General features: G+C 70.4%; 21 protein-coding genes. 5 read left to right on the forward strand and 16 right to left on the reverse strand.

Annotated elements, in window-relative coordinates; translation table 11 throughout:
* Positions 1-180 precede the first annotated feature (180 nt).
* Both ABD743_RS26255 and ABD743_RS26260 read left to right on the forward strand, forming a co-directional pair.
* Positions 181-4605 (forward strand): HAMP domain-containing protein, encoded by a 4425-nt coding sequence (locus tag ABD743_RS26255; RefSeq protein ID WP_344724886.1) that lies wholly within the window; start codon positions 181-183, stop codon positions 4603-4605.
* Positions 4602-5141, forward strand: a complete 540-nt coding sequence (locus tag ABD743_RS26260; protein WP_344724887.1) for a response regulator — start codon at positions 4602-4604, stop codon at positions 5139-5141. The genes ABD743_RS26255 and ABD743_RS26260 overlap by 4 nt, the downstream gene beginning before the upstream one ends.
* Positions 5142-5222: 81 nt before the next feature.
* Here ABD743_RS26260 and ABD743_RS26265 read toward each other — a convergent pair whose 3' ends face one another.
* The 6 genes from ABD743_RS26265 to ABD743_RS26290 form a co-directional block, all read right to left on the reverse strand.
* Positions 5223-5393 (reverse strand): CsbD family protein, encoded by a 171-nt coding sequence (locus tag ABD743_RS26265; protein WP_344724888.1) that lies wholly within the window; start codon positions 5391-5393, stop codon positions 5223-5225.
* Positions 5394-5679: 286 nt separating this feature from the next.
* Entirely contained in the window at positions 5680-5853 is a 174-nt protein-coding gene (locus ABD743_RS26270; RefSeq protein ID WP_344724890.1) for a CsbD family protein, read from the reverse strand.
* A 136-nt stretch (positions 5854-5989) separates the two neighbouring features.
* Positions 5990-6373: a VOC family protein gene (locus tag ABD743_RS26275; protein ID WP_344724891.1), complete on the reverse strand. Its 384-nt coding sequence runs from the start codon at positions 6371-6373 to the stop codon at positions 5990-5992.
* Between the two features lie 53 nt (positions 6374-6426).
* The gene (locus ABD743_RS26280; protein ID WP_344724892.1) at positions 6427-7161 is read right to left on the reverse strand and encodes a class I SAM-dependent methyltransferase; all 735 of its coding nucleotides are present in this window, start codon (positions 7159-7161) and stop codon (positions 6427-6429) included.
* 68 nt (positions 7162-7229) lie between these two features.
* On the reverse strand, positions 7230-8291 hold the full coding sequence (locus tag ABD743_RS26285; protein WP_344724893.1) for an AbrB family transcriptional regulator: 1062 nt from the start codon (positions 8289-8291) through the stop codon (positions 7230-7232).
* Positions 8292-8412: 121 nt separating this feature from the next.
* A complete protein-coding gene (locus ABD743_RS26290; RefSeq protein WP_344724894.1) occupies positions 8413-9624 on the reverse strand; it encodes an acyl-CoA dehydrogenase family protein in 1212 nt (403 codons plus the stop codon).
* A gap of 220 nt (positions 9625-9844) precedes the next feature.
* On the opposite strand from ABD743_RS26290, the gene ABD743_RS26295 reads away from it, so the two are divergent.
* The 3 genes from ABD743_RS26295 (at position 9845) to ABD743_RS26305 (ending at position 13558) form a co-directional block, all read left to right on the forward strand.
* Positions 9845-11539: an MFS transporter gene (locus tag ABD743_RS26295; protein ID WP_344724895.1), complete on the forward strand. Its 1695-nt coding sequence runs from the start codon at positions 9845-9847 to the stop codon at positions 11537-11539.
* Between the two features lie 125 nt (positions 11540-11664).
* Positions 11665-12084: an STAS domain-containing protein gene (locus tag ABD743_RS26300; protein ID WP_344724896.1), complete on the forward strand. Its 420-nt coding sequence runs from the start codon at positions 11665-11667 to the stop codon at positions 12082-12084.
* A gap of 193 nt (positions 12085-12277) precedes the next feature.
* Positions 12278-13558, forward strand: a complete 1281-nt coding sequence (locus tag ABD743_RS26305) for a glycosyltransferase (RefSeq protein WP_344724967.1) — start codon at positions 12278-12280, stop codon at positions 13556-13558.
* Between the two features lie 127 nt (positions 13559-13685).
* Here the strand turns inward: ABD743_RS26305 and asnB are convergent, their stop codons facing one another.
* The 10 genes from asnB to ABD743_RS26355 form a co-directional block, all read right to left on the reverse strand.
* Positions 13686-15521, reverse strand: a complete 1836-nt coding sequence (asnB, locus tag ABD743_RS26310) for an asparagine synthase (glutamine-hydrolyzing) (protein WP_344724897.1) — start codon at positions 15519-15521, stop codon at positions 13686-13688.
* 332 nt (positions 15522-15853) lie between these two features.
* Complete coding sequence (locus tag ABD743_RS26315) at positions 15854-16795, reverse strand: 1-phosphofructokinase family hexose kinase (protein WP_344724898.1); 942 nt, start codon at positions 16793-16795, stop codon at positions 15854-15856.
* 60 nt (positions 16796-16855) lie between these two features.
* On the reverse strand, positions 16856-17035 hold the full coding sequence (locus ABD743_RS26320; RefSeq protein WP_344724899.1) for a hypothetical protein: 180 nt from the start codon (positions 17033-17035) through the stop codon (positions 16856-16858).
* Between the two features lie 87 nt (positions 17036-17122).
* A complete protein-coding gene (locus ABD743_RS26325) occupies positions 17123-18823 on the reverse strand; it encodes a formate--tetrahydrofolate ligase (RefSeq protein WP_344724901.1) in 1701 nt (566 codons plus the stop codon).
* Positions 18823-20028 carry a methionine adenosyltransferase gene (gene metK / locus ABD743_RS26330; RefSeq protein WP_379659419.1) on the reverse strand — a complete coding sequence of 402 codons (1206 nt, stop codon included), beginning with the start codon at positions 20026-20028 and terminating at the stop codon, positions 18823-18825. The genes ABD743_RS26325 and metK overlap by 1 nt, the downstream gene beginning before the upstream one ends.
* Positions 20029-20033: 5 nt before the next feature.
* Positions 20034-21143: a uroporphyrinogen decarboxylase/cobalamine-independent methonine synthase family protein gene (locus ABD743_RS26335; RefSeq protein WP_344724903.1), complete on the reverse strand. Its 1110-nt coding sequence runs from the start codon at positions 21141-21143 to the stop codon at positions 20034-20036.
* Positions 21143-22618, reverse strand: coding sequence for an SAM-dependent methyltransferase (locus ABD743_RS26340; RefSeq protein ID WP_344724904.1), 1476 nt, complete (start codon positions 22616-22618; stop codon positions 21143-21145). The genes ABD743_RS26335 and ABD743_RS26340 overlap by 1 nt, the downstream gene beginning before the upstream one ends.
* A complete protein-coding gene (locus ABD743_RS26345; RefSeq protein ID WP_344724905.1) occupies positions 22608-23552 on the reverse strand; it encodes a methylenetetrahydrofolate reductase in 945 nt (314 codons plus the stop codon). Before ABD743_RS26345 ends, ABD743_RS26340 begins: the two co-directional genes overlap by 11 nt.
* A complete protein-coding gene (locus tag ABD743_RS26350) occupies positions 23549-24088 on the reverse strand; it encodes a methylenetetrahydrofolate reductase C-terminal domain-containing protein (protein ID WP_344724906.1) in 540 nt (179 codons plus the stop codon). Before ABD743_RS26350 ends, ABD743_RS26345 begins: the two co-directional genes overlap by 4 nt.
* A gap of 79 nt (positions 24089-24167) precedes the next feature.
* A complete protein-coding gene (locus ABD743_RS26355; protein WP_344724907.1) occupies positions 24168-24461 on the reverse strand; it encodes a hypothetical protein in 294 nt (97 codons plus the stop codon).
* Between the last annotated feature and the right edge of the window lie 93 nt (positions 24462-24554).

Genomic DNA, 24554 nt, shown 5'->3' on the forward strand with positions numbered 1-24554 from the left:
CTGTCGGCTGCGGACGCGCTCGCGCCGCCGTCCGGAGCGCCACCAGATCGATGAAAGCCGGACCGACTGCAACGGGATCGGTCACCATGGGATCCACTAAGGTCAGGTGCTGCGGCGGCCGCGCCGGTGCCGTGGTGCGCCCGTGTCCGGCCGCTGTCCGAGCATGGGAGGACGGCGGGCATGACCACCACACGGCCCCAGAGCTCCCCGGTTCCCGGGGAGCCCGCCGCGGTCGGCGACACCGCCTTGTTGGCGGAGCTGGCCGAGGCCCTGCGCAAGGTGCGGCTCGGTCGCTTCGAGGTCCGATTGCCGCGGCGGCAGGGGCCCGCGGGAGAGGTCGTCGACGAGTTCAACGAGATGGTCGCGCTCCAGGAGCGGCGCAACCGCGACCTGCTCCGGATCAGCCGGGTGGTCGGCCGCGAGGGCCGGATGTCCGACCGGCTCAACGAGGAGTCCTACGACGGGGCCTGGGCCACCGGGGTGCAGGCGGTCAACGCACTGATCGACGACCTGGCCGCGCCCACCGCCGAGATCGCGCGCGTGATCGAGGCCGTCGCCGAGGGCGACCTCTCGCAGCACATGGCGCTCGAGATCGAGGGCCGCCCGCTGCGCGGTGAGTTCCGGCGGATCGGCCGCACGGTCAACACGATGGTCGACCAGCTCTCGAGCTTCGCCGACGAGGTCACCCGCGTCGCCCGGGAGGTCGGCACCGACGGCAGGCTCGGTGGCCAGGCCGACGTCCGGGGCGTCGCCGGCACGTGGCGCGCGCTGACCGACTCGGTCAACACCATGGCGAGCAACCTGACCAACCAGGTGCGCTCGATCTCGTCGGCGGCCACCGCGATCGCGCAGGGCGACCTGTCGCGCACGATCACCGTGAACGCCCGCGGCGAGGTCGCCGAGCTCGCCGACACGATCAACGCGCTGACGGCCACCCTGCGCCTGTTCGCCGACGAGGTCACGCGGGTGGCCCGTGAGGTGGGCACCGACGGCCGGCTCGGCGGCCAGGCCGTCGTGCCCAACGTGGCCGGCACGTGGAAGAACCTCACCGACGCGGTCAACCTGATGGCCGCGAACCTCACCGACCAGGTGCGCGGCATCGCCCAGGTGGCCACGGCCGTCGCCACGGGAGACCTGTCGCAGAAGATCAGCGTGGACGCGCGGGGCGAGATCCTCGAGCTGAAGTCCACGGTCAACACGATGGTGGATCAGCTGTCGAGCTTCGCCGACGAGGTCACGCGCGTGGCCCGCGAGGTGGGCACCGAGGGCAAGCTGGGCGGGCAGGCCGCGGTGCCCAACGTCTCGGGCACCTGGCGGGATCTCACCGAGAACGTGAACCAGCTGGCGGGCAACCTCACCGCGCAGGTGCGCAACATCGCGCAGGTGACCACCGCCGTCGCGCGGGGCGACCTGAGCCAGAAGATCACGGTGGACGCGCGGGGCGAGATCCTCGAGCTGAAGTCCACGGTCAACACGATGGTGGATCAGCTGTCGAGCTTCGCCGACGAGGTCACGCGCGTGGCCCGCGAGGTGGGCACCGAGGGCATGCTCGGCGGCCAGGCCGAGGTGGAGGGCGTCGCCGGCACCTGGCGCGATCTCACCGACAACGTGAACTCCATGGCCTCGAACCTGACCAGCCAGGTGCGCAACATTGCGCAGGTGACCACGGCGGTGGCCGGTGGTGACCTGACGCAGAAGATCACGGTCGATGCTCGGGGCGAGATCCTGGAGCTGAAGTCGACGGTGAACACGATGGTGGATCAGCTGTCGTCGTTCGCTGATGAGGTCACGCGGGTGGCCCGTGAGGTGGGCACCGAGGGGAAGCTGGGCGGGCAGGCTGAGGTCAAGGGTGTCGCGGGGACGTGGCGGGACCTGACGGAGAACGTGAATCAGCTGGCGGGGAACCTGACCGACCAGGTGCGCAACATTGCGCAGGTGACCACGGCGGTGGCCGGTGGTGACCTGACGCAGAAGATCACGGTGGATGCTCGGGGCGAGATCCTGGAGCTGAAGTCGACGGTGAACACGATGGTGGATCAGCTGTCGTCGTTCGCTGATGAGGTCACGCGGGTGGCCCGTGAGGTGGGCACCGAGGGGAAGCTGGGCGGGCAGGCTGAGGTCAAGGGTGTCGCGGGGACGTGGCGGGACCTGACGGAGAACGTGAATCAGCTGGCGGGGAACCTGACCGACCAGGTGCGCAACATCGCGCAGGTGACCACCGCGGTCGCGCGGGGCGACCTGAGCCAGAAGATCACGGTGGATGCTCGGGGCGAGATCCTGGAGCTGAAGTCGACGGTGAACACGATGGTGGATCAGCTGTCGTCGTTCGCTGATGAGGTCACGCGGGTGGCCCGTGAGGTGGGCAGCGAGGGCATGCTCGGCGGCCAGGCCCAGGTCCGGGGCGTGTCCGGCACCTGGCGCGACCTGACCGAGAACGTCAACCAACTCGCATCCACGCTCACCACGCAGCTGCGGGCGATCTCGGCGGTCTCCACGGCGGTGGCCCACGGCGACCTCACCCAGCAGATCGCGGTGGCGGCTCGCGGTGAGATCGCCGACCTCAAGGACACGATCAACCAGATGATCGCCAACCTGCGCGAGACCACGCGGCAGAACGCCGAGCAGGGCTGGCTGGACTCCACCCTCGTGCGCATCGGCGGGTTGCTGCAGGGCCAGCGCGACCTCGGCGAGGTCTGCCGCATGATCATGAACGAGGTCGCCCCGCTGGTGAACGCCCAGGTCGGGGCGTTCTTCCTGGCGGCGGAGCCGGTGAGCGGCTCCCGGGACGCGCGCTGGGTGATGAGCGGTGGGTACGCGATGAATCCGGGCGACCCGCCCCTGTCGTTCGGAACGGGGGAGGGCCTCGTCGGGCAGGCGGCGGCCACCCGCAAGGTCGTGCGTGTCGAGGACGTGCCGGAGGGCTATCTGCCGATCCGCTCCGGGGTGGGCTCCGCCGCGCCACGGGCCGTGGTGGTGCTTCCCGTCCAGTTCGAGGGCGAGTGCCTCGGCGTGATCGAGCTGGGCTCGGTGTCACCGTTCTCGCCGCTGCATCTGACGTTCCTCGAACGTCTCGTCGCGACGATCGGCGTCGCGATCACCACGATCCGGGCCAACCGGCGCACCGAGGAGCTGCTGGCCCAGTCCCAGGGCCTGGCGATGGAGCTGCAGGACCAGTCCGCGGAGCTGCAACGGGCCAACTCCGAGCTGGAGGAGAAGGCCGAGGAGCTCTCCGAGCAGAACCGCAACGTCGAGATCAAGAACATGGAGATCGACGCGGCCCGCCGGGGCGTCGAGGAGAAGGCGCAGCAGCTCGCGCTCGCCAGCCAGTACAAGTCCGAGTTCCTCGCGAACATGAGCCACGAGCTGCGCACGCCGCTCAACTCCCTGCTCCTGCTCTCGCGCCTGCTCGCCGACAACCCGAACAACAACCTCACCGACAAGCAGATCGAGTTCGCCAGCACCATCCACAGCGCCGGGTCGGATCTTCTGCGGCTGATCGACGACATCCTCGACCTCTCGAAGATCGAGGCGGGGCGCGTCGACGTCGACCCGGCCCCGGTGGACCTCGTCCAGATCCGCAGCTACGTGGAGCAGGCGTTCCGTCCGCATGCCGAGGAGAAGAGCCTGGAGCTGCGCGTCTCGATCGATCCCGACCTTCCCGAGACGATCATCAGCGACGCCCAGCGGCTCCAGCAGATCCTGCGGAACCTCCTCGCGAACGCCATCAAGTTCACCGACTCCGGGTTCGTCGAGTTGTCGATCGGCGTAGCACCGCCGGGGACGCTGCACGGGGTGCCGACGCTCGACTCGGCGCGCACGGTCATCGCGTTCTCCGTCCGGGACACCGGGATCGGCATCCCGAACGCAAAGCTCGACATGATCTTCGAGGCGTTCCAGCAGGCCGACGGCACGACCAGCCGGAAGTACGGGGGCACGGGGCTCGGGCTCTCGATCTCCAAGGAGCTGGCCCGCATGCTCGGCGGCCGCATCGAGGTGACCTCCGAGGTCGAGGAGGGATCGGTGTTCACCCTGCTGCTGCCCGACGAGCTCCCCCCCGTCACGGCGGCGGCCGCCCGGATGATGCCCCGGCGTGTGCCGGACATGCCCGCGCTGGAACGTCCTGCCTCCGCGGGGCAGCCGATCCTGCGGCCTTCATCGGGCGACGGCCCGGTGGGCGGACGGCCCACGCCCGAGCTCGCCGGCGTCAACGTGCTCATCGTGGACGACGACGTGCGTAACGTGTTCGCCTTGACCAGCGCGCTCGAGCTGCACGGGCTGACGGTGCTCTACGCCGACAACGGCAGCGACGGGATCCGGCTGCTCACCCAGCACCCCGAGGTGGACGTGGTCCTGATGGACGCAATGATGCCCGACATCGACGGCAACGAGACGACCCGGCGGATCCGGACCCTGCCGCAGGGGCGGGACCTGCCCGTCGTGTTCCTCACCGCGAAGGCCATGCCCGGAGACCGGGAGTCCAGCCTGGCGGCAGGCGCCACCGAGTACGTCACCAAACCGGTGGATCTCGACGCGCTGCTCTCGCTGATGGCCGAGTGGGTGCGGCCGAGATCGGTGTCCGCACGTGCAGGGGAGCCGTCCGTATGACCGGGAGGCAGGCGGCCAGGGTGCTGGCTGTGGACGACCGCCGCGACAACCTGCTGGCGCTGCAGGCGATCCTCGAAGGGCTGCCGATCGAGATCGTGTCGGTCACCAGCGGCGAGGACGCCCTCAAGCGGCTGCTTGTGGAGGACTACGCGGTGATCCTGCTCGACGCCCACATGCCCGGCATGGACGGCTTCGAGACCGCGGGTCACGTCAAGCAGCGCGAGCGCACGCGACACATCCCGATCCTGTTCCTCACGGCGGTGGACTACGACCCGCATCTGGCGTTCCGCGGGTACCAGGCGGGCGCCGTGGACTACATCACGAAGCCGTTCGACCCGTGGGTGCTGCGGTCCAAGGTCACGGTGTTCGTCGACCTGTGGACGATGCACACGCAGCTCGCCGAGCGCGCCGCGGAGTGCGGAATGCTGCGTGCGGCCGTGGACGACGCGCTGGAACTGCTCGACGGCGGCGACCCGACCGGCAAGGACCGGGCCCGGGAGCGCCTCGCCGTGGCCCGGCCGCCCCGGCCCCGGTAGGCGCCGAGCACCCTCCTGACGGCCACGGGCCCGGCCGCTCCTGCGAGCGACCGGGCCCGGTATCGGTGAGGCAGCACGGGCTCAGCTGCGGCGGTAGACGTCCTTCATCTTCTCGCCGACCTGCCTCAGGTCGCCCTTCGCCTGGTCGGCGTGCCCTTCGGCCTCGAGCTGCTGATTGCCGGTGGCCTGGCCGACCTTCTCCTTGGCCTTGCCCCTGAGCTTCTTGGCCTTGTTGCGGACCTTGTCGCCCATTCCTCATTCTCCGTTCTCGTCGGATGCCGCGGATGCCCGCGGCCTCACCTGCAGTCCGGAGTTTCCCGAGGCCCGCTGAGCCCACACTCCGTGCGCGCAGGACTACTCGGACGTGTCAAGCCGGAGAGAGCGCCATGATCATCGTTTCTGGCCCTGCAGCCGCGGATGACACGGCTACCGGGTCCGAACTGCCGATCTTGAACGAGGGTGGGCGGGCCGACGGGCGCGAGGGCCCGGCCGCTCCGGGAGCGACCGGGCCCTATCCGCGATGAGCGGAGCGACAGACTCAGCTGCGGAAGACGTCCTTGATCTTCTCGCCGGCCTGCTTGAGGTTGCCCTTGGTCTGGTCGGCGTGGCCCTCGGCCTCGAGTTCCTCGTCGCCCGTGGCGTGGCCGACCTTCTCCTTGGCCTTGCCCTTGAGCTCCTCGGCCTTGTTGTTGATCTTGTCGTCGGTACCCATGTGGAGCCTCCGTTCCTCGGATGCCCAGGGAGCTCCCTCGGCATCGACTGCTGGAACGGGCCTACCCGGGGTTCGGAGATCCCACACACCTGCTGCTCCCGCCGACCAGGGAGAGTGACGTGCGCCTCCTGCCCGGCTAGTCGGCGGGTGAGGCCAGACAGAGGCAGAACGGGTGGCCCGCCGGATCGAGGTAGACCCGGAAGGTGGTGCCGGGCTGGTGCTCGTGCTTGCGGGCACCGATCGCGAGCACCTGCGCCTCCGCGGCGTCGAGGTCGGGCACGTCGAAGTCGAGGTGGATCTGCTGCGGCTGCTCCTCGCTCGGCCACTGCGGCGGCACGTGACCGGGAGCCAGCTGGAAGGCCAGCGCGACGCCACCCTGGTCGGCGAGCTGCACCCAGTCGTCATCCGAACGCACGACGGGCGCGCCGGAGAGCGCGCTGTAGAACTCGGCGAGGGCCTTGGGCTCGCGGCAGTCGAGGGCGATGGCGCCCAGCGTGGCGATTCCGGTAGTGGTCGTCATGGGGCGGACGGTAGCGGGGAGACCTGACATTTCGGGCCGACATTTCCGGCCGGTCAGGGCCGGGGGCGCAGGACGTAGCCCGTGTAGCCGTAGTCGCCGCCGTACGCACGACGGATCTCGATCTCGTGCGCCACCTCGTCCAGGGCCGCTCCGTCGATCCCGTCGGCCCGCAGTGTCTCGATGCGTGCGGCGAGGGGGTCGTAGTAGGCCGCCCAGTCGGAGTCGGGGAGCAGATAGGTCGCGGCGACGGTCCAGCCTGCCGCGAGCGCTGCGCGGACGTTGCCGTCGGTGGTGCGCATGGCCGGGTATGCCGCGTCCCAGAACGCGCGGGCACCCGAGGCGGGCTCGGGGGTGGTCCACTCGCATTCGGTGAGCACCAGCGTGCCGCCCGGGGCCAGCAGGTCTCGCCACGCCGCGAGTGCCTCGTCGAACCCCATGAGGTAGACCGAGCCCTCGGCCCAGATCAGGTCCACGGAGCCGGCGGGGAGCGGCAGATCCTGCATCCGCGCGGCCACGGTGCGCACCCGGCCGCCGACACCGGCTGCGACGGCGGCTGCTCGCGCCTGCTCCAGAAACGGCTCGTGCGTGTCGACGGCCACCACCTCGGCGCCCGCCTCCGCGGCGAGAAGGACGCTCGCCTGGCCACCACCACAGCCGATGTCCACCGCGCGAGGTCGGGCCGGCAGCGGTCCGGCCAGCCGCAGCAACGAACGGGTCGTCGCGGCCGACCCTGGTGCCTGCTGAGCGAGCCCGTCATGGGCCAGCCAGAACGCTTGCTCGACGGTCATGGCGCCCACCCGATCGTATGAGCGGCACGTTCGTCCAGCGAGTTCGGACGGGTGTGCCGCTCGTGCGGTCAGGGCTCCGGCGCGCGGCCGCGCCGGCCCACCAGTCGGGCCAGCAGCGGGGCCACGAGCAGCATGAGGACCAGCCGCAGCACCTGTACCGCCACGACGAAGGTGGCGTTCGCGCCCGACGAGACAGCGGTCGCCAGCACCGCGTAGATCCCGCCCGGTGTGGTCGCGAGGTAGGTCTCCAGCGGGGTGGCGCCGGTCAGGCCCGTGAGCAGCAGCCCGAGGCCGGCGCACGCGACGATCACCGCGGCGATGAGCGCTGTGGCGAGCGGCAGCACCCCGAGCACCATGCGCAGGCTCTCGCGGGTGAAACGCACACCTGCCTGCCAGCCGATCACGGCGTAGGCGACCTCGACGATCAGCGTGGGCGGGGTCGCGCCGAAGGACCAGCCCGCGAGGTTCAGCGCGATCGCGACGGCCATCGGCCCCAGCAGGCCGCCCGCCGGCACCCGGGCGAGGTGGGTCAGCGTGAGCCCGACGGCGGAGCAGACCACGAGGAAGCCGATGTCGATGTACCAGGCCGGCCCGCCCGTGTCCGGGCCCGAGGTGGTCGAGCCGGACGCGCCGAACACGAGCGCCGCCACGATCGGCATGGTCGCGGTGACCAGGCCGACGCGCAGGTACTGCACGACGGCCACGACCCGGTCGTCGGCACCGAGGTCCCGGCTGACCGCGACGAGCCCGGAGGCCCCGCCCGCGGTGAGCGCGAGCATCCCGGTCAGGGGGGTGACACCCGGGCGCAGTCCGAGGAGCAGGCCTGCCGCCATGCTGACGCCGAGCGTGGCCACGCTCACCAGCAGCACCGGCAGCCAGTCCGCCGCGAGCTGGGTGAGCGTGGAGGGCTGGGCGAGAACGCCGATGACCACTCCGATAACCGCCTGAGCGGCGGTGGTGGCCGACGGCGCCACCTGCTGCGGCGCCCAGCCGACGAGCGCGAGCACGGTGGCGACGACAAGTCCGGCGAAGAGGCCGGGAGACGGCACGGCGAGCAGGGCCATCCCGCCCGTCACCACCGCCGTCAGCGCGACCAACAGTGCCCACTGTGCCCAGCCGCGCGATCTCATCGCCTCGATCCTCGGCCACGAGGGCGCCGGCATGCACTATCGACGGGCCGACAAACCCCACCTCAGTGACGAGACGAACAGTGCGGGCTACTCCACTCCGCCGCTCCCGCTGCTCCCCGGTTCAGATCAGGTTGCTGACCTGTGGCTCGACGCCGAGCAGCGCGCGTCCGTAGATCTCGCGGCTCAGGTCGGGGGAGAGGATCTGGTGCCGCGCCACCGTCTCCAGGTCGCGCCAGATCCGCTGGACCGGGTTGGCCAGGTCGAACCCGCCGGCCCCGCCCACGTCCAGGAGCAGGCCCACTGCCCGCTGTGTGCTCCGCATGACCGTGCCGACGTCCATGCGGATGCGGGCCCGGGTGGCCAGGTCGAGCGGGTGGCGCTCGCGGACGCCCTGGTTCATGTCCGCGACTGCCCGGTCGGTGTGCATCCTGGCGGTGTCGATCAGCCTTGCGGCGTCGGCGACGTTGAACTGCACGCTCGGTGCGTTGATCGCGTTCTGGTAGATCGACGTCCCGACCGCCCGGCCCGCGCCGAGCACATCCAGCGTGTGTTCCAGAGCCGCGGTAGCCAGGCCGAGCGCCGGGGCGGCCTGGGCGACGGCCACCAACGAGGACGCCGAAATGGCGTTCTGCGGCTCGTCGGGATGCTCGGCCGCGTAGTCGCCGGCGAGCGCTCTCGGCAGCGACAGAATGCGATGTTCAGGCACGAAGACCTCGTCGACGACGACGGTGTTGCTGCCCGTTCCCCGCATTCCGGCGACATTCCAGGTCTCCTCGATGCGGGTCTGGTTCATCGGCACGAGTACCAGTTTCCGATCGACGACCGCGCCCTGTCCGTCGTGGACCGGTACGCCCCCCATGACCCACTGGGCGTGGTTGCAGCCGGACATCGGCCGCCACCGCCCGCTGACGACCATGCCACCGTCCACGGCGCGGCCCCCTGCACTGGGGTTCGGGTTCATACAGATCGTCGCGTGCGGGCCGGCGGCCCAGACATCGGAGCGGGCGCGGTCCCCGAGCAGGGCGGTGAAGTGCGAGCCCATCGAGAGGAGCGTGGCGACCCAGGCGCTGGAGCCGCAGCCTCGGGCGAGCTCCGCGATCACGTCGACCCATGTCCGGAAGTCGGCCTCGGGTCCTCCGAAGCAGTGCGGGGTGCCGAGCGTGAAGAAGCCCGCGTCGCGCAGCGCGGTGACGTTGTCGTCGGGGAGAGTACCGAGACGCTCGGTCTCGGCGGCGTTAGCACGCAGGAGCGGTACGAGCGCTCGCGCCCGATCGAGCAGTTCGCCTGCCGAACTCGTGCATTCCGCCGGAACCGACGGTGAAGGACCGTTCACAGTTCCTCCACAGTCCGGGTCGACGTTTGGCGAGAATGGGTGACCACGTTCGCAGTATTGGCGCCGAGGCCGCTCATGGGCAATGCGCGGGGTCACAGCAAACGGAGTCGCACGCGGCGTCGTCGGACGTGTGCCGTCGGCCATGTTTCGGTGTCCGGGCTCGCGGCTAATCGCCGGCATGGCGGGGGCGAGCACGGTACGAACTGATGTTCCGGCTCGGATGGACCGCCTCCCTTGGGTGCGCTGGCACTGGCTCGTGCTGCTGGGCCTGGGCACCGTCTGGATCCTCGACGGTCTCGAGGTCACGATCGTCGGCGCACTCGCCGCCCGGCTCACCGAGCCGGACAGCGGCCTTGCGCTGACCGATACGGAGGTCGGGCTCGCGGCCGCGATCTACGTCGCAGGCGCCGTCGTCGGCTCGCTGGTGTTCGGCTACCTGACCGACCGGTTCGGCCGCAAGAAGCTCTTCCTCGTGACGCTCGGGCTCTACCTCGCGGCCACGATCGCCACCGCCTTCTCCTTCACCGCCTGGTTCTTCCTCGTCATGCGGTTCCTGACCGGCGCAGGCATCGGCGGGGAGTACGCGGCCATCAACTCGGCGATCGACGAACTGGTGCCCGCCCGCATGCGTGCCACCGTGTCACTGGCCGTGAACGGCTCGTACTGGGCCGGCGCCGCGGTCGGAGCCGCACTCACCCTGGTGCTGCTCGATCCCGTGCTCATCCCGGCCGACGTCGGCTGGCGGGTGGCGTTCGCCCTCGGCGCCGTGCTGGGCGCGGTGATCCTGATCGTCCGCCGGCACGTGCCGGAGAGCCCGCGCTGGCTCTACACGCACGGCCGCAATGACGAGGCCGAGGCTCTGGTCGGCGACATCGAGCGCGGGGTCGAGCGGGAGACCGGTTCGCGGCTGCCCCCGGTGGACGACTTCCTGGAGGTCACCCAGCGACGGAGCACCGGCTTCGGCGAGATCGCCGGGACGGTGCTGGGGACCTATCCCCGGCGGGCGCTGCTCGGGCTCGCGCTCTTCGTGGGCCAGGCGTTTCTCTACAACGCCGTCTACTTCACGTTCGGGCTCGTCCTGGCCACCTTCTTCGGGGTGCCGAGCGGCTCCACCGGCCTCTACCTCATCCCGCTGGCGCTGGGCAGCCTGATCGGCCCGCTGGTCCTCGGCAGGCTGTTCGACACGATCGGACGCCGGACGATGATCACGGTGAGCTATGTCGGTTCGGGTCTGCTGCTGGTCGGCACGGCGTGGCTGTTCTCGGCGGGCGTGTTGTCGGCCTGGACCCTCGTGGCCTCCTGGACCGCCGTCTTCTTCCTCGCGTCCTGCGGGGCCAGCGCGGCCTATCTCACGGTGTCGGAGATCTTCCCGATGGAGATCCGGGCGATGTGCATCGCCCTCTTCTACGCCGTGGGAACGGGACTCGGCGGGATCATCGGGCCGGTGCTCTTCAGCTCGCTCGCGGCGAGCGGCCGCGAAGAGAACGTCGCATTCGGTTACTACATCGGCGCCGGGGTCATGATCATCGCCGGACTCGCCGAGCTCCTGCTCGGGGTCGAGGCTGCCGGCCGGTCGCTGGAGGACGTCGCGCCACCGCTGTCGGCCCAGCCGGCGGCTCGACAGGCCGGGCAGCGTGCGGAGACCGACGGGCGGCCACCAGGCCGTCCGGCCGTCGCTGCCCGCAGCTACCATCAGACGCCGCTGATCGACGATCCCGACCGGGACCGAGAGCTGGGCGCGATCCTCGAGGCGCTGCGCAGCGGCCCGTTGCCGTCGGCGGAGCTGGGCGAACGCGTCGGCGCGGACGCCTGGCCGCCCGATCGCTTCGCTGCGGCGCTGCGCTACGGGCTGGCCGTGGGCGCACTGGTCGACGACGGGCCGGACGGTGCGGTGCGGGCCCGCTTCCCGGACTGAGGGCCAGATCACCCACCCGCCGACCGAGTGGCGTGGTTGCGCCCCAGGTCGGCGGGGAGCATCGTTGAGTCTGCCCGGGGTTGGTGGTGCCCCGCATTTACCTCACCACCGGAGGTGAGTATCGGATGACACGGCGCTTCGAGCTCGCCTCGGCCGGCTCCGAGGTCCCGCGGCCGCGCACTCCCGTAACGCTGCGTCCCGATCTGCTGACGGTGCCGGTGTCCGAGCCGCGGAGCGGAGTGCTCGTCGTCGCACCTGCGGGCGAGGTGGATCTGTCGACCGCAGGGCTGCTACGTGAGGTGGCGTTCCGGGCCGTGGACGCGGAGCCGAAAGGGCTGGTCGTGGACATGTCCGGCCTGCTGTTCTGCGGTTCGACAGGGCTCGTCGTGCTGATGGACGCCCGCAGTCGCGCAGACGCCGGCGGAGTCTCCTTCCGCACGGCGGCCGCCGGACGGGCCGTGCGCCGCGTCCTTCAGATCACCAACCTGCTCGAGGTGTTCCGCCACTGCGACAGCCTCGACGAGGCGATCGCCGAGATCGCCTGAGCCGCGAGCCGCGCCCATGAGGTCGTCGGCTTCCGGAACGCAACGGAGCGTAGTAATTGGCTCCGACGAGTAGCAGTTGCGCCTGTGAGGTTTTCTTCGCAGTGGCAAGAGTTAACCCCCCTGGCGTGAACATGCTGCTGTGGCACGTGAACGGCTCGTGGACGACGTCCGTCGTCGGGAGGAGCTGCTGCTGATGCGTATCGCGATGGTGTCCGAGCACGCCAGCCCCCTCGCCGCACTGAGCCGGACCGACGCCGGTGGCCAGAACGTGCACGTGCTGGAGCTGAGCTCCGCTCTTGCCGCGATGGGCCACGACGTGACGGTGTGGACCCGCCGCGACGATCCGACGCTTCCCGACACGGTGCCGTTGCGACCGGGTGTCGTGGTCCGGCATGCATCCGCGGGCCCGGCCGAACCGCTACCGAGGGACGAGCTGGTGCCACACCTCCCGGCCTTCACGGACACGCTGAAGGCGGCCTGGGCGACCGATCGGCCCGATGTCGTCCACGCGCACTTCTGGATGTCCGGCATGGTGGCGCTCGCCGCTGCGGGCGGCCGGATACCCGTCGTGGAGACCTTCCACGCACTCGGGAGCGTGACGCGCCGCCACCAGGGCAGCGACGACACGAGCCCGGAAGGGCGCATACGCGCGGAGCTCGCCGTGGCTCGCACGGTGGATCGGGTGCTCGCCACCTGCACCGACGAGGTCTTCGAGCTGGCGCGGCTCGGCGCGCCGCGCCGGCGGATCAGCGTGGTGCCGTGCGGGGTCGACACCGGCCTGTTCACTCCCGAAGGACCGGTGGCGCGACGTTCCGAGCGACCACGCCTCGTCTCGCTCGGCCGGCTGGTGCGGCACAAGGGTGTCGACGAGGTGATCGAGGCGTTGCGACGCATTCCGAACGCCGAGTTGGTGGTGGCCGGCGGGGCGCAGGCCGGCGATCCGCACGCCGAGCGGCTGCGCTCGCATGCGGAGGCCGCCGGGGTGGCCGATCGGGTTCGGCTGATCGGGCCGGTCGGCAGGAACGAGGTCCCCGCCCTGCTGCGCTCGGCCGACGCGGTGGTGTGCGTGCCGTGGTACGAGCCGTTCGGGATCGTCCCGCTCGAGGCGATGGCGTGCGCGCGTCCGGTGGTGGCCAGCGCCGTCGGAGGCATCCAGGACACGGTGGTGGACCAGGTCACCGGCGTGCTCGTACCGCCTCGCCGTCCGGACGCCGTGGCCGCCGCGGTGCGTGACCTGCTCGCCTCCCCGACGCGGGCCACGGCCTACGGCATCGCCGGGCACGACCGCGTGCTCGCCCGCTACGACTGGGAACGGGTGGCCGCGGCCACAGCGGCCGTCTACGAGGAGGTCATCGAGGTGCGCAACGGCCACGTCCGTGCCGCCGCGGATCCCGAGCCGGACGTGGACAGAGCCGAGATGGACGTGGACAGCGTCGAGATGGACGGGACGAAGACCGCAGGGGCGGGCCGATGAGCCGGCCGCGGCGTCCGTGCCGGGCGTATCGGTGCCGGCCGACCACGTCGACCGGCACATCGGCCATGCAGATCGCGTCCTTCCTGTTCTCCGGCGACGCCGGTGACCCCGATCGACTTTCGCGGGATCAGATTTTCAAGGTCGGGTTGTAGATATCGAGCCAGATGGCCAGGTCGATGGTCCGTTCCAGGCTGCGGCGGGTGCTCGGCCGCACCGGCCCGTCCTCGACGACGGCGCCGGCCAACCAGTTGCGATCGACCAGATCGACAACCGGATGGGCTGAGCCGACGACATAGTCTCGGCAGATGCCCCGCAGCTTGGTCACGTAGGCGGGGTCCTGAGTGGAAGGGTAGGGCGCTTTTCTGCGGTTCAGTACGGAGTCGGGCAAAAGGTCACCGACGGCCCCGCGCAGCAGCGACTTCTCCCTCCCGTCATATACCTTCAAAGGCCACGGTGCGTTGTAGACGTATTCGACCAGCCGGTGGTCACAGAACGGGACCCGGACCTCCAGGCCGACGGCCATGGACAGCCGATCCTTACGGTCCAGCAGCAAGCGAAGGAAACGGGTCAGGTAGAGATGGCTGAGCTGGCGCATCCGATACTCGTGATCATCGTCGTCGGCCAGGCGTGGAACCGACGCGACCGCACTGTCGTATGTGTCCCTGGCGTACTCGGGCAACGCCAGTGTGGCCTGCAGTCCGGGATCGAGAGTTTCGACGTCGAGGCCCCTCATGGGTGTCACCTCCGTCAACCAGGGAAAGCTGCGGGCCTGCAGCGCCTCTCGACTGAAGAACTCGCGGTAGCCGCCGAAGATCTCGTCGGCCGACTCGCCGGACAACGCAACCGTGGAGTGTGCCCGCAAGTCTCGGAACAGCAGATACATCGACGTGTCCATATCTCCGAGGCCCTGGGGGATGTCTCGGGAGCGCACGACTGCGGTGCGGACATCGATGTCGGTCAGGGCGTCGGGGTCCAGCAGGATGTCCTGATGCTCGGTGCCGGCATGCGCAGATACCTCGTGCGCGAACGGGGTGTCCGGAGCGTCGCGGGCGGTATCGGCGACGAAGCGCTCGGTCTGGCCGGCGTACTCGACGGAGAAGGTGCGGATGGTCTCACCTACACGGGCCTGCCGGCCGGCGGCGATCTCGGTGATGACGGACGAGTCGAGGCCGCCGGACAGCAGGGTGCAGCGCGGCACGTCCGACACCAGTTGACGAGCCACGATGTCCTCGAGCAGTTCCCGGACGTGGGCGACGGTGGCATCCCGGGAATCGGTGTGCTCGCGGGTGGGCAAGCTCCAATAGCGTGTGGCCTGGAGGCCGCCCCGGTGGGTGGTGACCACACAGCCGGGCTCGACCTCACGCATGCCCTCCCACACGGCCACCGTCGGCGACTTGGATTGACTGAACATGTCGCGCAACCCGTTCAGGCCGACGACACGCTCGGCGAGCGGGTTGGCCAGGATCGCCTTCGGCTCCGAGCCGAACAGCACACCGTCCTCGGTTTCGTAGTAGTACAGAGGCTTGACGCCCATGCGGTCGCGGATCATGACGAGCCGTTGAATCCGCGCGTCCCACACGGCGAACGCGTACATCCCGTTCAGGCGCTCCGCCGAGGCGCTGCCCCATTCCAGATAGGCGCGCAACACAACCTCGGTGTCTGAATGCGTCTCGAAATAATGACCTCGGGAGGCGAGCTCGTTGCGCAGCTCGGTGAAATTGTAGGTCTCGCCGGAGTAGACGAGCGCCACCGGGCCGTCGGCGGTTTCTTCGACCATAGGTTGCCGACCGCCCGCCACGTCGATGATGCTCAGGCGCCGGTGTCCCAGCGCCGCGTGCCCGCGCACCCAGGTGCCCTCGTCATCGGGGCCTCGGCAGGCCATCGTGTCGGTCATCGCGTTGATGGCTTCGAGTTCGGCGTGCAGGTCGGCGTCGAATGCCACCCAGCCGGTTATTCCACACATGGAGGCCCCCCGGATGCATGATCCTCAGAGCGAGGATGCGAGAGCTGTGTCAAAATCACGATCGGTGATGATCGCGGCTGCTGCTATGTGTCCGCATATCGTCGACCGTGACGATGCCGGCTGCAGCTGAAAGCGAGCGACCAGGCCAACGTACGCCACATGGATCGCGGGGCGCTATCGTCGCAGGATCACAGTGATGTCGCTCACGGGAATTCGACGCCGACGCGATATCATTCCTGCTTCCTACTCATGAGAAAAACTGATTGCTGGGAACGGCTGAGGTTGTGATGGATGCCGGCCACCAGGAAGTCTTGATGCGGGCGCGGCGTGCGTCATTTCCTCCAGTCGCTGAGCTCGACCCGCTCGGCGAGCGCTCGGATGGCCTCCGCACCGCCCGTACCGAGCCCGCGCCGGACGACGTTCAGGGCCCCGCACGCCGCGCCGGTGCGCAGCGCCTCCTGCACCGGCTCACCCTGGACGAGTGACGCCACGACGCCCGCCGTCATCGAGTCGCCCGCCCCGCGGGTCTCAGCGGGCGTCAGCTCCGGCACGCGGATCTCCAGGACGTCGCTCCCGTCGTCCTGTCCCTCCGGCAGGAGGGCGAGCGCGGGCTCGGCGGCCCGCGAGACGATCACTGTGTCGGCGCCCTCCGCGCGCAGCTGCCGCATCGCTGCGACCAGCGTCGCCGGGTCGTCGTTCTCGGCGCGGCCGTCCGCGAGCAGCTCTTCGTGGCTCACCTTGATGACGAACGGGCCACCCTCGAGCACGGCGTCGAGACGTTTGCCCGAGAGGTCGGCCGCCACGCGGCAGCCGTTGCGGGAGAGGTCGGTGGCGAGACGGGCGTAGAGCGCCGCCGGGATCACGTCGTCGGAGTTCGGGCCGCCGAGCAGTGCGGTGCCGTGCGTGATGCCTTCGTGCAGCATCAGTTCGTAGAGCGCGTCCTGCTCGTGGCGGTCCAGCGGCGAGCCGGGCGCCTCCGCTATCGGGTCGCGGTCACCGTCGCGGCGGTCGTGCACGTAGCCGCCGTTGCGCGAGTCGACAGGCACGGCACGCAGCTCGACGCCCTCGCTCGGGAGCAGGTGCCCGAGCACGTCTCCTGCCTCTCCGCCCAGGGTGGCGCACAGCACCACCGGGACGCCGAGGCTGGAGATCATGCGAGCCTGCCACACCGCTTGTCCGCCGGCGTGGACGTGGATGTCGGGCACGCCGGCCCGGTCTTCGATGGTGACGGTCAGCAGGGGAGAGGGAGCGAAGACGACGACTGTCGGTGACATGTCCGGTTCGTACCCGTATCACCTTTTTGCTACGCGATGGATATCTCAGGTCGCGGAGCGTCACGCAGGGTCGGGAGCCTCCGACGGAGGACCGTGCTCGGCTCGGCCGTCGGTGCCCTGACGGTCCTCGTCCTCGTCCTCCTCGGGCTCGAGGGCGTCAGGCCGGATGCTGCTGGGACGGTCGCCCGGGTCGAGCCGGGGTCGGGCGCCCTCGACGGGCTCGTGTTCGTGCTCGGTCATGTGCTCGGGTACCCCGGCTGGTCATGACCGACTCGTGGGCCACGAACGTGCACCGGTTCCGGGGAACCGGTGCACGTTCGACGCGCGTCAGGACAGGTTCATGATGTTTCCGTCGGCGTCCAGGTCGATCTTGTGCGCCGCGGGATGCGCCCCGAGCCCCGGCATGGTGCGCATGTCGCCGCAGATCGGGTAGATGAAGCCCGCTCCCACCGAGGCTCGCACCTCGCGAACCGGTAGTCGCCATCCCGTCGGTGCACCCTTGAGCGAGGGGTCGGACGAGATCGACAGGTGCGTCTTCGCGATGCACACGGGGAGGTTGCCGAACCCGTTGCGCTCGTAGGAGTCGAGCTGGCGGGCGGCGGGCGGGTCGTAGTCCACCCCGTCGGCGCCGTAGACCTCCCGCGCCACGATCTCGATCTTCTCCCGCAGCGGGGCGCTCTCGGGGTAGAGGAAATGGAAGTCCGACGGTTCGTCGGCTGCCTCCGCCACCGCGCGCGCCAGGTCGGTGGCGCCGCGTCCGCCGTCGGCGAAGTGCGTGCACACCGCCGAGCGGGCACCCATCGACTCCGCGATCTCGGCGATCGCGGCGTGCTCGCTCGGGTGGTCGTCGGGGAAGGCGTTGATCGCGACGACAGCGGGGATCCCGTGCAGGCGGATGTTCTCGATCTGCTTGCGCAGGTTGGCCCCGCCGATGTGCACCTCGTCCGGGTTCTCGGCGAGCAGCGCCTCCGGCAGCGGCCGACCGGCCACGATCCGGTGGTTGCCCGAGTGCGCCTTGAGCGCCCGGACCGTGGTGACGACGACCGCGGCGTCGGGGGTCAGGCCCGACGCGCGGCACTTGATGTTGAAGAACCGCTCGGCACCCATGTCGGCACCGAACCCGGCCTCGGTGATGAGGTAGTCGCCGGAGTGGATGCCGATCAGGTCGGCCACCACCGACGAGTTGCCGTGCGCGATGTTGCCGAACGGGCCGGCGTGCACCAGCACCGGGGTGTTCTCCAGTGTCTGCAGCAGGTTGGGCGCCATCGCGTCCCGCATGATCACGGCCATCGCGCCGGCGCCGCCGATGTCCTCGGCCGTGACCGGCTTGCCGTCGCGGGTGTAGGCCACGACGATGCGTCCGAGTCGTTCGCGCATCTCCGGCACCGACCGGGCGAGCGCGAAGATCGCCATCACCTCGGAGGCCGCCGTGATGTCGAACCCGGTCTGGCGCGGCACGCCGTCGAGCCGCGATCCCAGCCCGACGATGACGTTGCGCAGGGCCCGGTCGTTGACGTCGAGAACGCGGCGCCAGGTGATGTTGTGCTGGTCGATCTCGCTCTCGTTGCCCTGGAACAGGTGGTTGTCGAGCACCGCCGAGAGCATGTTGTGGGCCGCGGTGACGGCGTGGAAGTCGCCGGTGAGGTGCAGGTTCAGCTGCTCCATCGGCACCACCTGCGAGTAGCCGCCACCGGCGGCGCCACCCTTGATGCCGAACGTCGGCCCCATGGACGGCTGGCGGATCGCGATGGTGGCGCGCTTGCCGATGTGGCGCATCGCCTGGCCGAGCCCCACGGTGGTGGTGGTCTTGCCCTCACCGAGCGGCGTGGGGGTGACCGCGGAGACCACGATGTACTTGGCGCGCGGCCGGTCGGCGAGCTCGTCGATCGCCGCGAGCTCGATCTTCGCGACCTGCCGGCCGTAGGGCGTGACGAGGTGCTGGCCGATGCCCATCTCGGCGGCGATGTCCCCGAGGGGCTGTAGCTTCGCTGCCTTCGCGATCTCCAGGTCGGTCGGAAATCCGGCCATCAGTCGAGCCCCGCCGCTGCGCGCAGCTCGTCGGCCTTGTCGGTGCGCTCCCACGTGAAGTCGGGGTCGTCACGGCCGAAGTGGCCGTAGGCGGCGGTCTTGCCGAAGATCGGGCGGTTCAGCTGCAGATCCCGGCGGAACGCGGCCGGACGCAGGTCGAAGTGCTCGTCGACGAGCTTGCGGATGTTCGCGAGGGGCACGTGCTCGGTGCCGAAGGTCTCCACCAGCACCGACAGCGGCCTGGCCACCCCGATCGCGTACGCCACCTGCACCTCCACCTTGTCGGCGAGCCCGGCGGCCACCAGGTTCTTCGCCACGTAGCGGGCAGCGTAAGCGGCGGACCTGTCGACCTTGGACGAGTCCTTGCCGGAGAACGCGCCGCCGCCGTGGCGGGCGAAGCCGCCGTAGGTGTCGACGATGATCTTGCGACCGGTGAGGCCGGCGTCGCCGACCGGGCCGCCGATCACGAAGCGGCCCGTCGGGTTGACGAAGTAGTTCTCCTTGAGGGCCTCGGCGGAGTAGAGCTCGGCCGGGATCTCGCGGGTGACGACGTGCTCCCAGAGGTCGTTGCGGATCTGCTCGGTGGAGACCTCCTCGGCGTGCTGCGTGGAGATCAGGACCTTCTCGACGGCGACCGGAACGCCGTCGCGGTAGCGCACGGTGACCTGCGTCTTCCCGTCGGGACGCAGGTAGGGCAGCGTGCCGTCCTTGCGCACGGCCGACAGTCGCCGGGAGAGCCGGTGCGCCAGCGCGATCGGCAGGGGCATGAGCTCGGGGGTCTCCCGCGTGGCAAAGCCGAACATCATCCCCTGGTCGCCGGCGCCCGCGCTGTCGAGCTCGTCCTCGGAGAGCTTGCCGCGGTGCTCGTGGGCGACGTCGACACCCTGGGCGATGTCGGGTGACTGCTTGTCGAGCGTGATCATCACGGCGCAGTGCCGGCCGTCGAACCCGTAGGCGCCGTCGTCGTAGCCGATGTCGCAGATGGTGCGCCGGACGACCGAGGCGAAGTCGATCGTGGCCCTGGTGGTGATCTCGCCCGCCACGACGACGAGCCCGGTGGTGACCAGCGTCTCGCACGCCACGCGCGAGGTCGGGTCCTCAGCGAGTGCCGCGTCGAGAATCGCGTCCGAGATCTGGTCGGCGATCTTGTCGGGGTGGCCCTCGGTGACCGACTCCGAGGTGAAGAGGTGTTCGTTCTCGGCCAGGGGGATCACGTGTTCTCCTTCTGGATACGGTCGCGGACAGCGGCGGCCGCGCTGGTCATTGCGCGCAGCTTCGCGCGGGCGGCGTCGGCCGGCACATGCCGGAGCCCGCAGTCGGGGGTGACGAGAATCCGATCGGCGGGCAGAACCTGAAGAGCGCGCTCGATGCGCTTCTCGATGACGTCGACCGCTTCGACGTCGGGCGTCTTCACGTCGAGGACGCCCACGCCGAGCACGCGGTCCCACCCGTGTCGCTCGATCAGCTTCAGGTCCTCGTCGCCCTTGCGCGCGAACTCCAGCAGGAGCTGGTCGACCGCGGCGTCCAGGACGGCGGGGAACAGGAAGTCGTAGTGCCCCTCCCACAGGGGACGGGCATAGCGGTTGCCGTAACAGACGTGCAGCGCCCAGGTGACCGGGACGTCCTCGGTGACGATGTTGACCGCCTCCACAGCGAGCCCCACGTCCTCAGGGTGCCCTGCGAGCAGCGGTTCGTCGATCTGCAACAGTTGCGCGCCCGCCGCGGCGAGCGCGCGGGCCTCGGCGTTGAGCACGCGGGCGATCCCGCGCACGAGGTCGGCCCGCTCCGAGTAGGCGGCGGTGCCTCCGCACCGCAGCCGTCGCGACAGGGAGAACGGGCCCGTGACGGAGAACCGCACCGGCCGGTCGGTGTGCGCGAGGGTGAACTCCAGGTCGGGAACCAGCCCGAGGGGCCCCGGCCCGGGGTCGGGGATCGGCCTGGGCAGGTGCAGGTCCAGGTAGTCGAAGTAGAAGGCCTTCACGGCGTCGCGCACCTCGACGCCGGGCACGCGGGCCAGCAGGTAGTCGATGTCGTTGTCGCGGCGCAGCTCACCGTCGGACACGATGTCGATGCCTGCCACCTCCTGGTCCTTCAGCGCGGCCTTCACCGCCATGTCGTGCATGTCCGCGAGCTGGCTTCGGCTCACGCTGCCGTGGTGGACACCGGTCTTGGCCCGCTCCAGCCAGTCCGGCACCGACCATGATCCGATCACAGTGGTGGGGAGCAGCGTGCGGGTGGGCCGGGGCGAAGTTTCCGGTGCGGCCTGCGGGCCCGCCGGGGCCGTGTCCGGGATCGTCTCCTGGGCCGTCGTCACGGTCATCAGTCCCTCACGTCCGCCGTCATCGTGGTGATGTTGCTGCCGCTGCGCCGGAACGGCGCGAACGAGACGTCGAAGCCCTTGCGGGCACCGATGTGGGCGAGCAGCGGCCCGTTCACCCAGTTCACGACCGACCCGTCGTACTTGCCCGGACCGCGGAAACTGTTGCGGAACTGGTGGGAGTCGGTGACGACGATGTCGTGGCACTGCAACGTGCCGTAGGGGTGCAGCAGCGGGAGTGTCTCGGCGAAGCTCGTGGCCGCCCCGTTCGACACGTGCATCCGCACGTCCCCGCCGGTGGAGAGCAACGGCCGCAGCAGCTCGCCGTTGATGCCGGGTGCGATCTCGTAGGTGTCGAGGCCGTGCAGCGGAACGTAGCGCTCCTGCAGCTTCAACGCCTGCCAGCAGGCCCGCCAGAACTGCACCGCCGCGGGGACGTCGGCGAAGTGCTGCGGCATCGCCTCGGCCAGGAGGGCGGGACCCAGACGCAGCAGCTTCTGCACGAGTGCGGCGAGCGCCTGCTGCTCGATCCCGAGGCCCGCGGCGATCGCCTCGGCCTCGGGCTCGGGGAGGTAGGCCCGCGCTTCCACCAGGTGCTCGCGCTGCCCGATCGTGGCGATCTCGTCGGTGGGCAGGTTGTCGTAGACGTTGGAGATGTAGACGAAGAAGACCTTGAACTTCAGGAAGGCGAGCGAGGTCAGCGGGCGCATGGCGTCGAGCACGAACGAGCTGACGTGCTCGGCGTGGCCGCGGACGGTGGCTCTGGCCATCTCGAGGACGTGCGGGGAGTAGTCGCACATGAGGTAGTGCAGGCGCCGGTAGTACTCGCGGCCGTGTGCCCGGTCCATCTCGACGAACGTGTCGAGCCAGGTGCTGGCCTGGTTGCCGTTGCCCACGCCGAGCTCCACGACGTAGAGCTCCTCGGGCAGCGCCCGGCGCTCGGCCAGCGAGTCCCAGATCGCGAACAGCCTGCCGATGGTCTCGCGTACCGGCTCCAGGTGGCGAGCGTCGCTCTGCCCGCCCGGCAGCGCCGACTCGTAGCCCTGCCCCGTCGCCTCCTCCCACAGCTGCAGGTGCTGCCAGTACAGCGAGTTGAACGCCCAGATCAGGCTGGAGCGGCTGGGCGCCCACTCCTCCAGGATCACGTGGCGGGCGCTCGCGCCCCCGCCCCGGTGGGCGTGGAGGGCGGCGCCCACCCCGGAGCTGACGGCGTCCGGGTCCGCCCCGGAGAGCCCGCGCAGGTCCAGGGCCAGCTCGGGCGATCCACCCCCGACCACGGGGCGCAGCTCGATGGGGGTGCGGAAGTTGTTGCGGTACTGAACCCAGTCGGCCACCACCCGCAGCCGGGACAGGTCGGTGACCGGCCCGTCGTCGGCGTTCTCGGTGCCGAGGGCGCCGAACACCGGGGCCAGCGCCGCGGTGATGTCCACGGCGTTCTTGCCCCGCAGCCGGGCCGCCGGCCGGATCTCAACCAGCACGTGCACTCCTCTCCAGCCCGGCCCGCTCGAGGATCTCAGGGATCCCACGCTCGTAGCCGAACGCCATGATGTGCACCCCGGCGACACCGGGGATCTCGCGCAACGCCTGGATGGTCTCCACGCAGATCGCCACGCCCTCCGCGGCGACGCGGTCGGCGGGCACACCGCGGAGCCTGCGGCCGACCTCGTCGGGGACGTGGATGCCGGGCACCTTGGTGCGGATGAACTCGTATGCGCGCAGCGACCGGATCGGGCCCACTCCGGCGAGCACGGCGCAGCGTGTGTCCAGTCCACGGTCCGTGACCTCGGCCATGAAGCGCGCGAAGCCCGCGACGTCGAACACGAACTGGGTCTGGCAGAACTCCGCGCCCGCGGCCACCTTCTTGCCCAGCCGCGCCGCGCGGAAGTCGGCCGGCGGGGCGAACGGGTTCTCCACGGCGCCGATCAGGAACCCCGGCCGCGGGTCCAGCGGCCGCCCGGAGAGCAGCAGTCCGTCGTCCCGCATGGTGCGGGCGGTCCACACGAGCTGGACGCTGTCGAGGTCGAACACCGGCTTCGCGTCCGGATGGTCACCGAACCTGGGGTGGTCCCCCGTGAGCAGCAGCACGTTGGGGATGCCGAGGGTGGCGGCGGCGATCAGGTCGGACTGCAGCGCGATCCGGTTGCGGTCGCGGCAGGTCAGCTGCATCACCGGCTCCACACCGGCCTCGGCCGCCAGCAGGCTCCCGGCGAGGCTGGAGAGCCGGACGTGGGCCCCCTGGTTGTCGGTGACGTTGGCGGCGTCGACCCAGCCCCGCAGAAGCGCCGCCGACTGCCGGACGGAATGCGGATCGACCCCGCGGGGCGGCCCGATCTCGGCCGTCACCGCGAACCGGCCCGCCGCGAGCGCACCGCGCAGGCCGCCTGCCGTGCGGAGCTGCGGTGGCGCGTTCACGTGCGCACCGCCGGCAGCCCGAGGTCGACGGGCGTGCGGTGGATCGCGGGACGGTCGGCGAGCCCGTCGTCGCCGGTCCAGAGGTTCTCGTCACGGCCGAGCCAGTAGTTGACCCAGGAGCTCGACCCACCGCAGCGGTGGTCCACCGGCCGCTGCAGCAGGGCGAGGTCGTCCGCCCGGCCCGCGCTCGCGGCCCGTTCATGGGCGATGACCCAGACGCAGCGTTCGGCCGGGTACACCTCGCACGCGCCGCTCGGCGACACCCCGCCGCACGGCCCGTTGCGCAGCTGCTTCGGGCAGGTCATCGGGCAGGCGTAGCCGGTGGCGGGAAGCGCGCACTGACCACACATCCGGCAGCCGAACACGGCTTCCTTGGTGCGCCGCTCCGCGGCGGTGAACACGCGCAACGCCCGCGGCGAGCGCTCCAGCCAGGCGGCCACTCGTCGATACGCGGAGTTCGGTCGCAGGAACGGAGCCAGGCGATAGGTGCCGCGCGCGGATGCCGCCGGCGGAGTGGGGTGCGGCCGTTCCGTCATCGGGGTGCCTCTCCCTCGCACGTGCTGTCGAATCGCGAGCGGTCACCGCGTTTGTGGCCGATTACAGCCGCGCGGGCACTCAGCCCGTGGACGTGGAAGGGTCGGAGCCTGCCGACTCCACAGCGATCATGGCGCGCGCAACGACGGGCTGCAGGTGCCTCGGCAGCGCGGCGGTGCCTGCGCGCAGGTGTGCCACGGCCGCCCGCAGAGCGCTGACCTCCGCGCGCAGTGCGGCGATGACAGCCTGGTCAGCGGCGGCACGCTCGGTGTCGGCATGCCCGGAGATGCGTTCCAGCTCGCGCAGGAGCGGGCCGACCGGGGAGCTCTCGGCGGCGGTGCGCAGATCTTGTCGCGGCCTCGAAGTCGTGTCCACGCCCGCTCCTTCGCTTCGTCGTCCCGGTGGGTGTTGTTGACGTTATCCAGGCCATGGCGCCGATCACATGTGCCGGAACACAAAGAGCGACCG

The organism is Pseudonocardia yunnanensis, assembly GCF_039534065.1.
Taxonomy (GTDB): domain Bacteria; phylum Actinomycetota; class Actinomycetes; order Mycobacteriales; family Pseudonocardiaceae; genus Pseudonocardia; species Pseudonocardia yunnanensis.

Bases quoted from the DNA above. Each gene is read 5' to 3' on its own strand.
- ABD743_RS26265 (WP_344724888.1), bottom strand. From the start codon at position 5,393: ATGGGCGACAAGGTCCGCAACAAGGCCAAGAAGCTCAGGGGCAAGGCC.
- ABD743_RS26275 (WP_344724891.1), bottom strand. From the start codon at position 6,373: ATGACGACCACTACCGGAATCGCCACGCTGGGCGCCATCGCCCTCGAC.
- ABD743_RS26320 (WP_344724899.1), bottom strand. From the start codon at position 17,035: ATGACCGAGCACGAACACGAGCCCGTCGAGGGCGCCCGACCCCGGCTC.
- ABD743_RS26285 (WP_344724893.1), bottom strand. From the start codon at position 8,291: ATGAGATCGCGCGGCTGGGCACAGTGGGCACTGTTGGTCGCGCTGACG.
- ABD743_RS26305 (WP_344724967.1), top strand. From the start codon at position 12,278: ATGCGTATCGCGATGGTGTCCGAGCACGCCAGCCCCCTCGCCGCACTG.
- ABD743_RS26315 (WP_344724898.1), bottom strand. From the start codon at position 16,795: ATGTCACCGACAGTCGTCGTCTTCGCTCCCTCTCCCCTGCTGACCGTC.
- ABD743_RS26280 (WP_344724892.1), bottom strand. From the start codon at position 7,161: ATGACCGTCGAGCAAGCGTTCTGGCTGGCCCATGACGGGCTCGCTCAG.
- ABD743_RS26325 (WP_344724901.1), bottom strand. From the start codon at position 18,823: ATGGCCGGATTTCCGACCGACCTGGAGATCGCGAAGGCAGCGAAGCTA.
- ABD743_RS26270 (WP_344724890.1), bottom strand. From the start codon at position 5,853: ATGGGTACCGACGACAAGATCAACAACAAGGCCGAGGAGCTCAAGGGC.
- ABD743_RS26255 (WP_344724886.1), top strand. From the start codon at position 181: ATGACCACCACACGGCCCCAGAGCTCCCCGGTTCCCGGGGAGCCCGCC.
- asnB (WP_344724897.1), bottom strand. From the start codon at position 15,521: ATGTGTGGAATAACCGGCTGGGTGGCATTCGACGCCGACCTGCACGCC.
- ABD743_RS26260 (WP_344724887.1), top strand. From the start codon at position 4,602: ATGACCGGGAGGCAGGCGGCCAGGGTGCTGGCTGTGGACGACCGCCGC.
- ABD743_RS26300 (WP_344724896.1), top strand. From the start codon at position 11,665: ATGACACGGCGCTTCGAGCTCGCCTCGGCCGGCTCCGAGGTCCCGCGG.
- ABD743_RS26295 (WP_344724895.1), top strand. From the start codon at position 9,845: ATGGACCGCCTCCCTTGGGTGCGCTGGCACTGGCTCGTGCTGCTGGGC.
- ABD743_RS26350 (WP_344724906.1), bottom strand. From the start codon at position 24,088: ATGACGGAACGGCCGCACCCCACTCCGCCGGCGGCATCCGCGCGCGGC.
- ABD743_RS26335 (WP_344724903.1), bottom strand. From the start codon at position 21,143: ATGACCGTGACGACGGCCCAGGAGACGATCCCGGACACGGCCCCGGCG.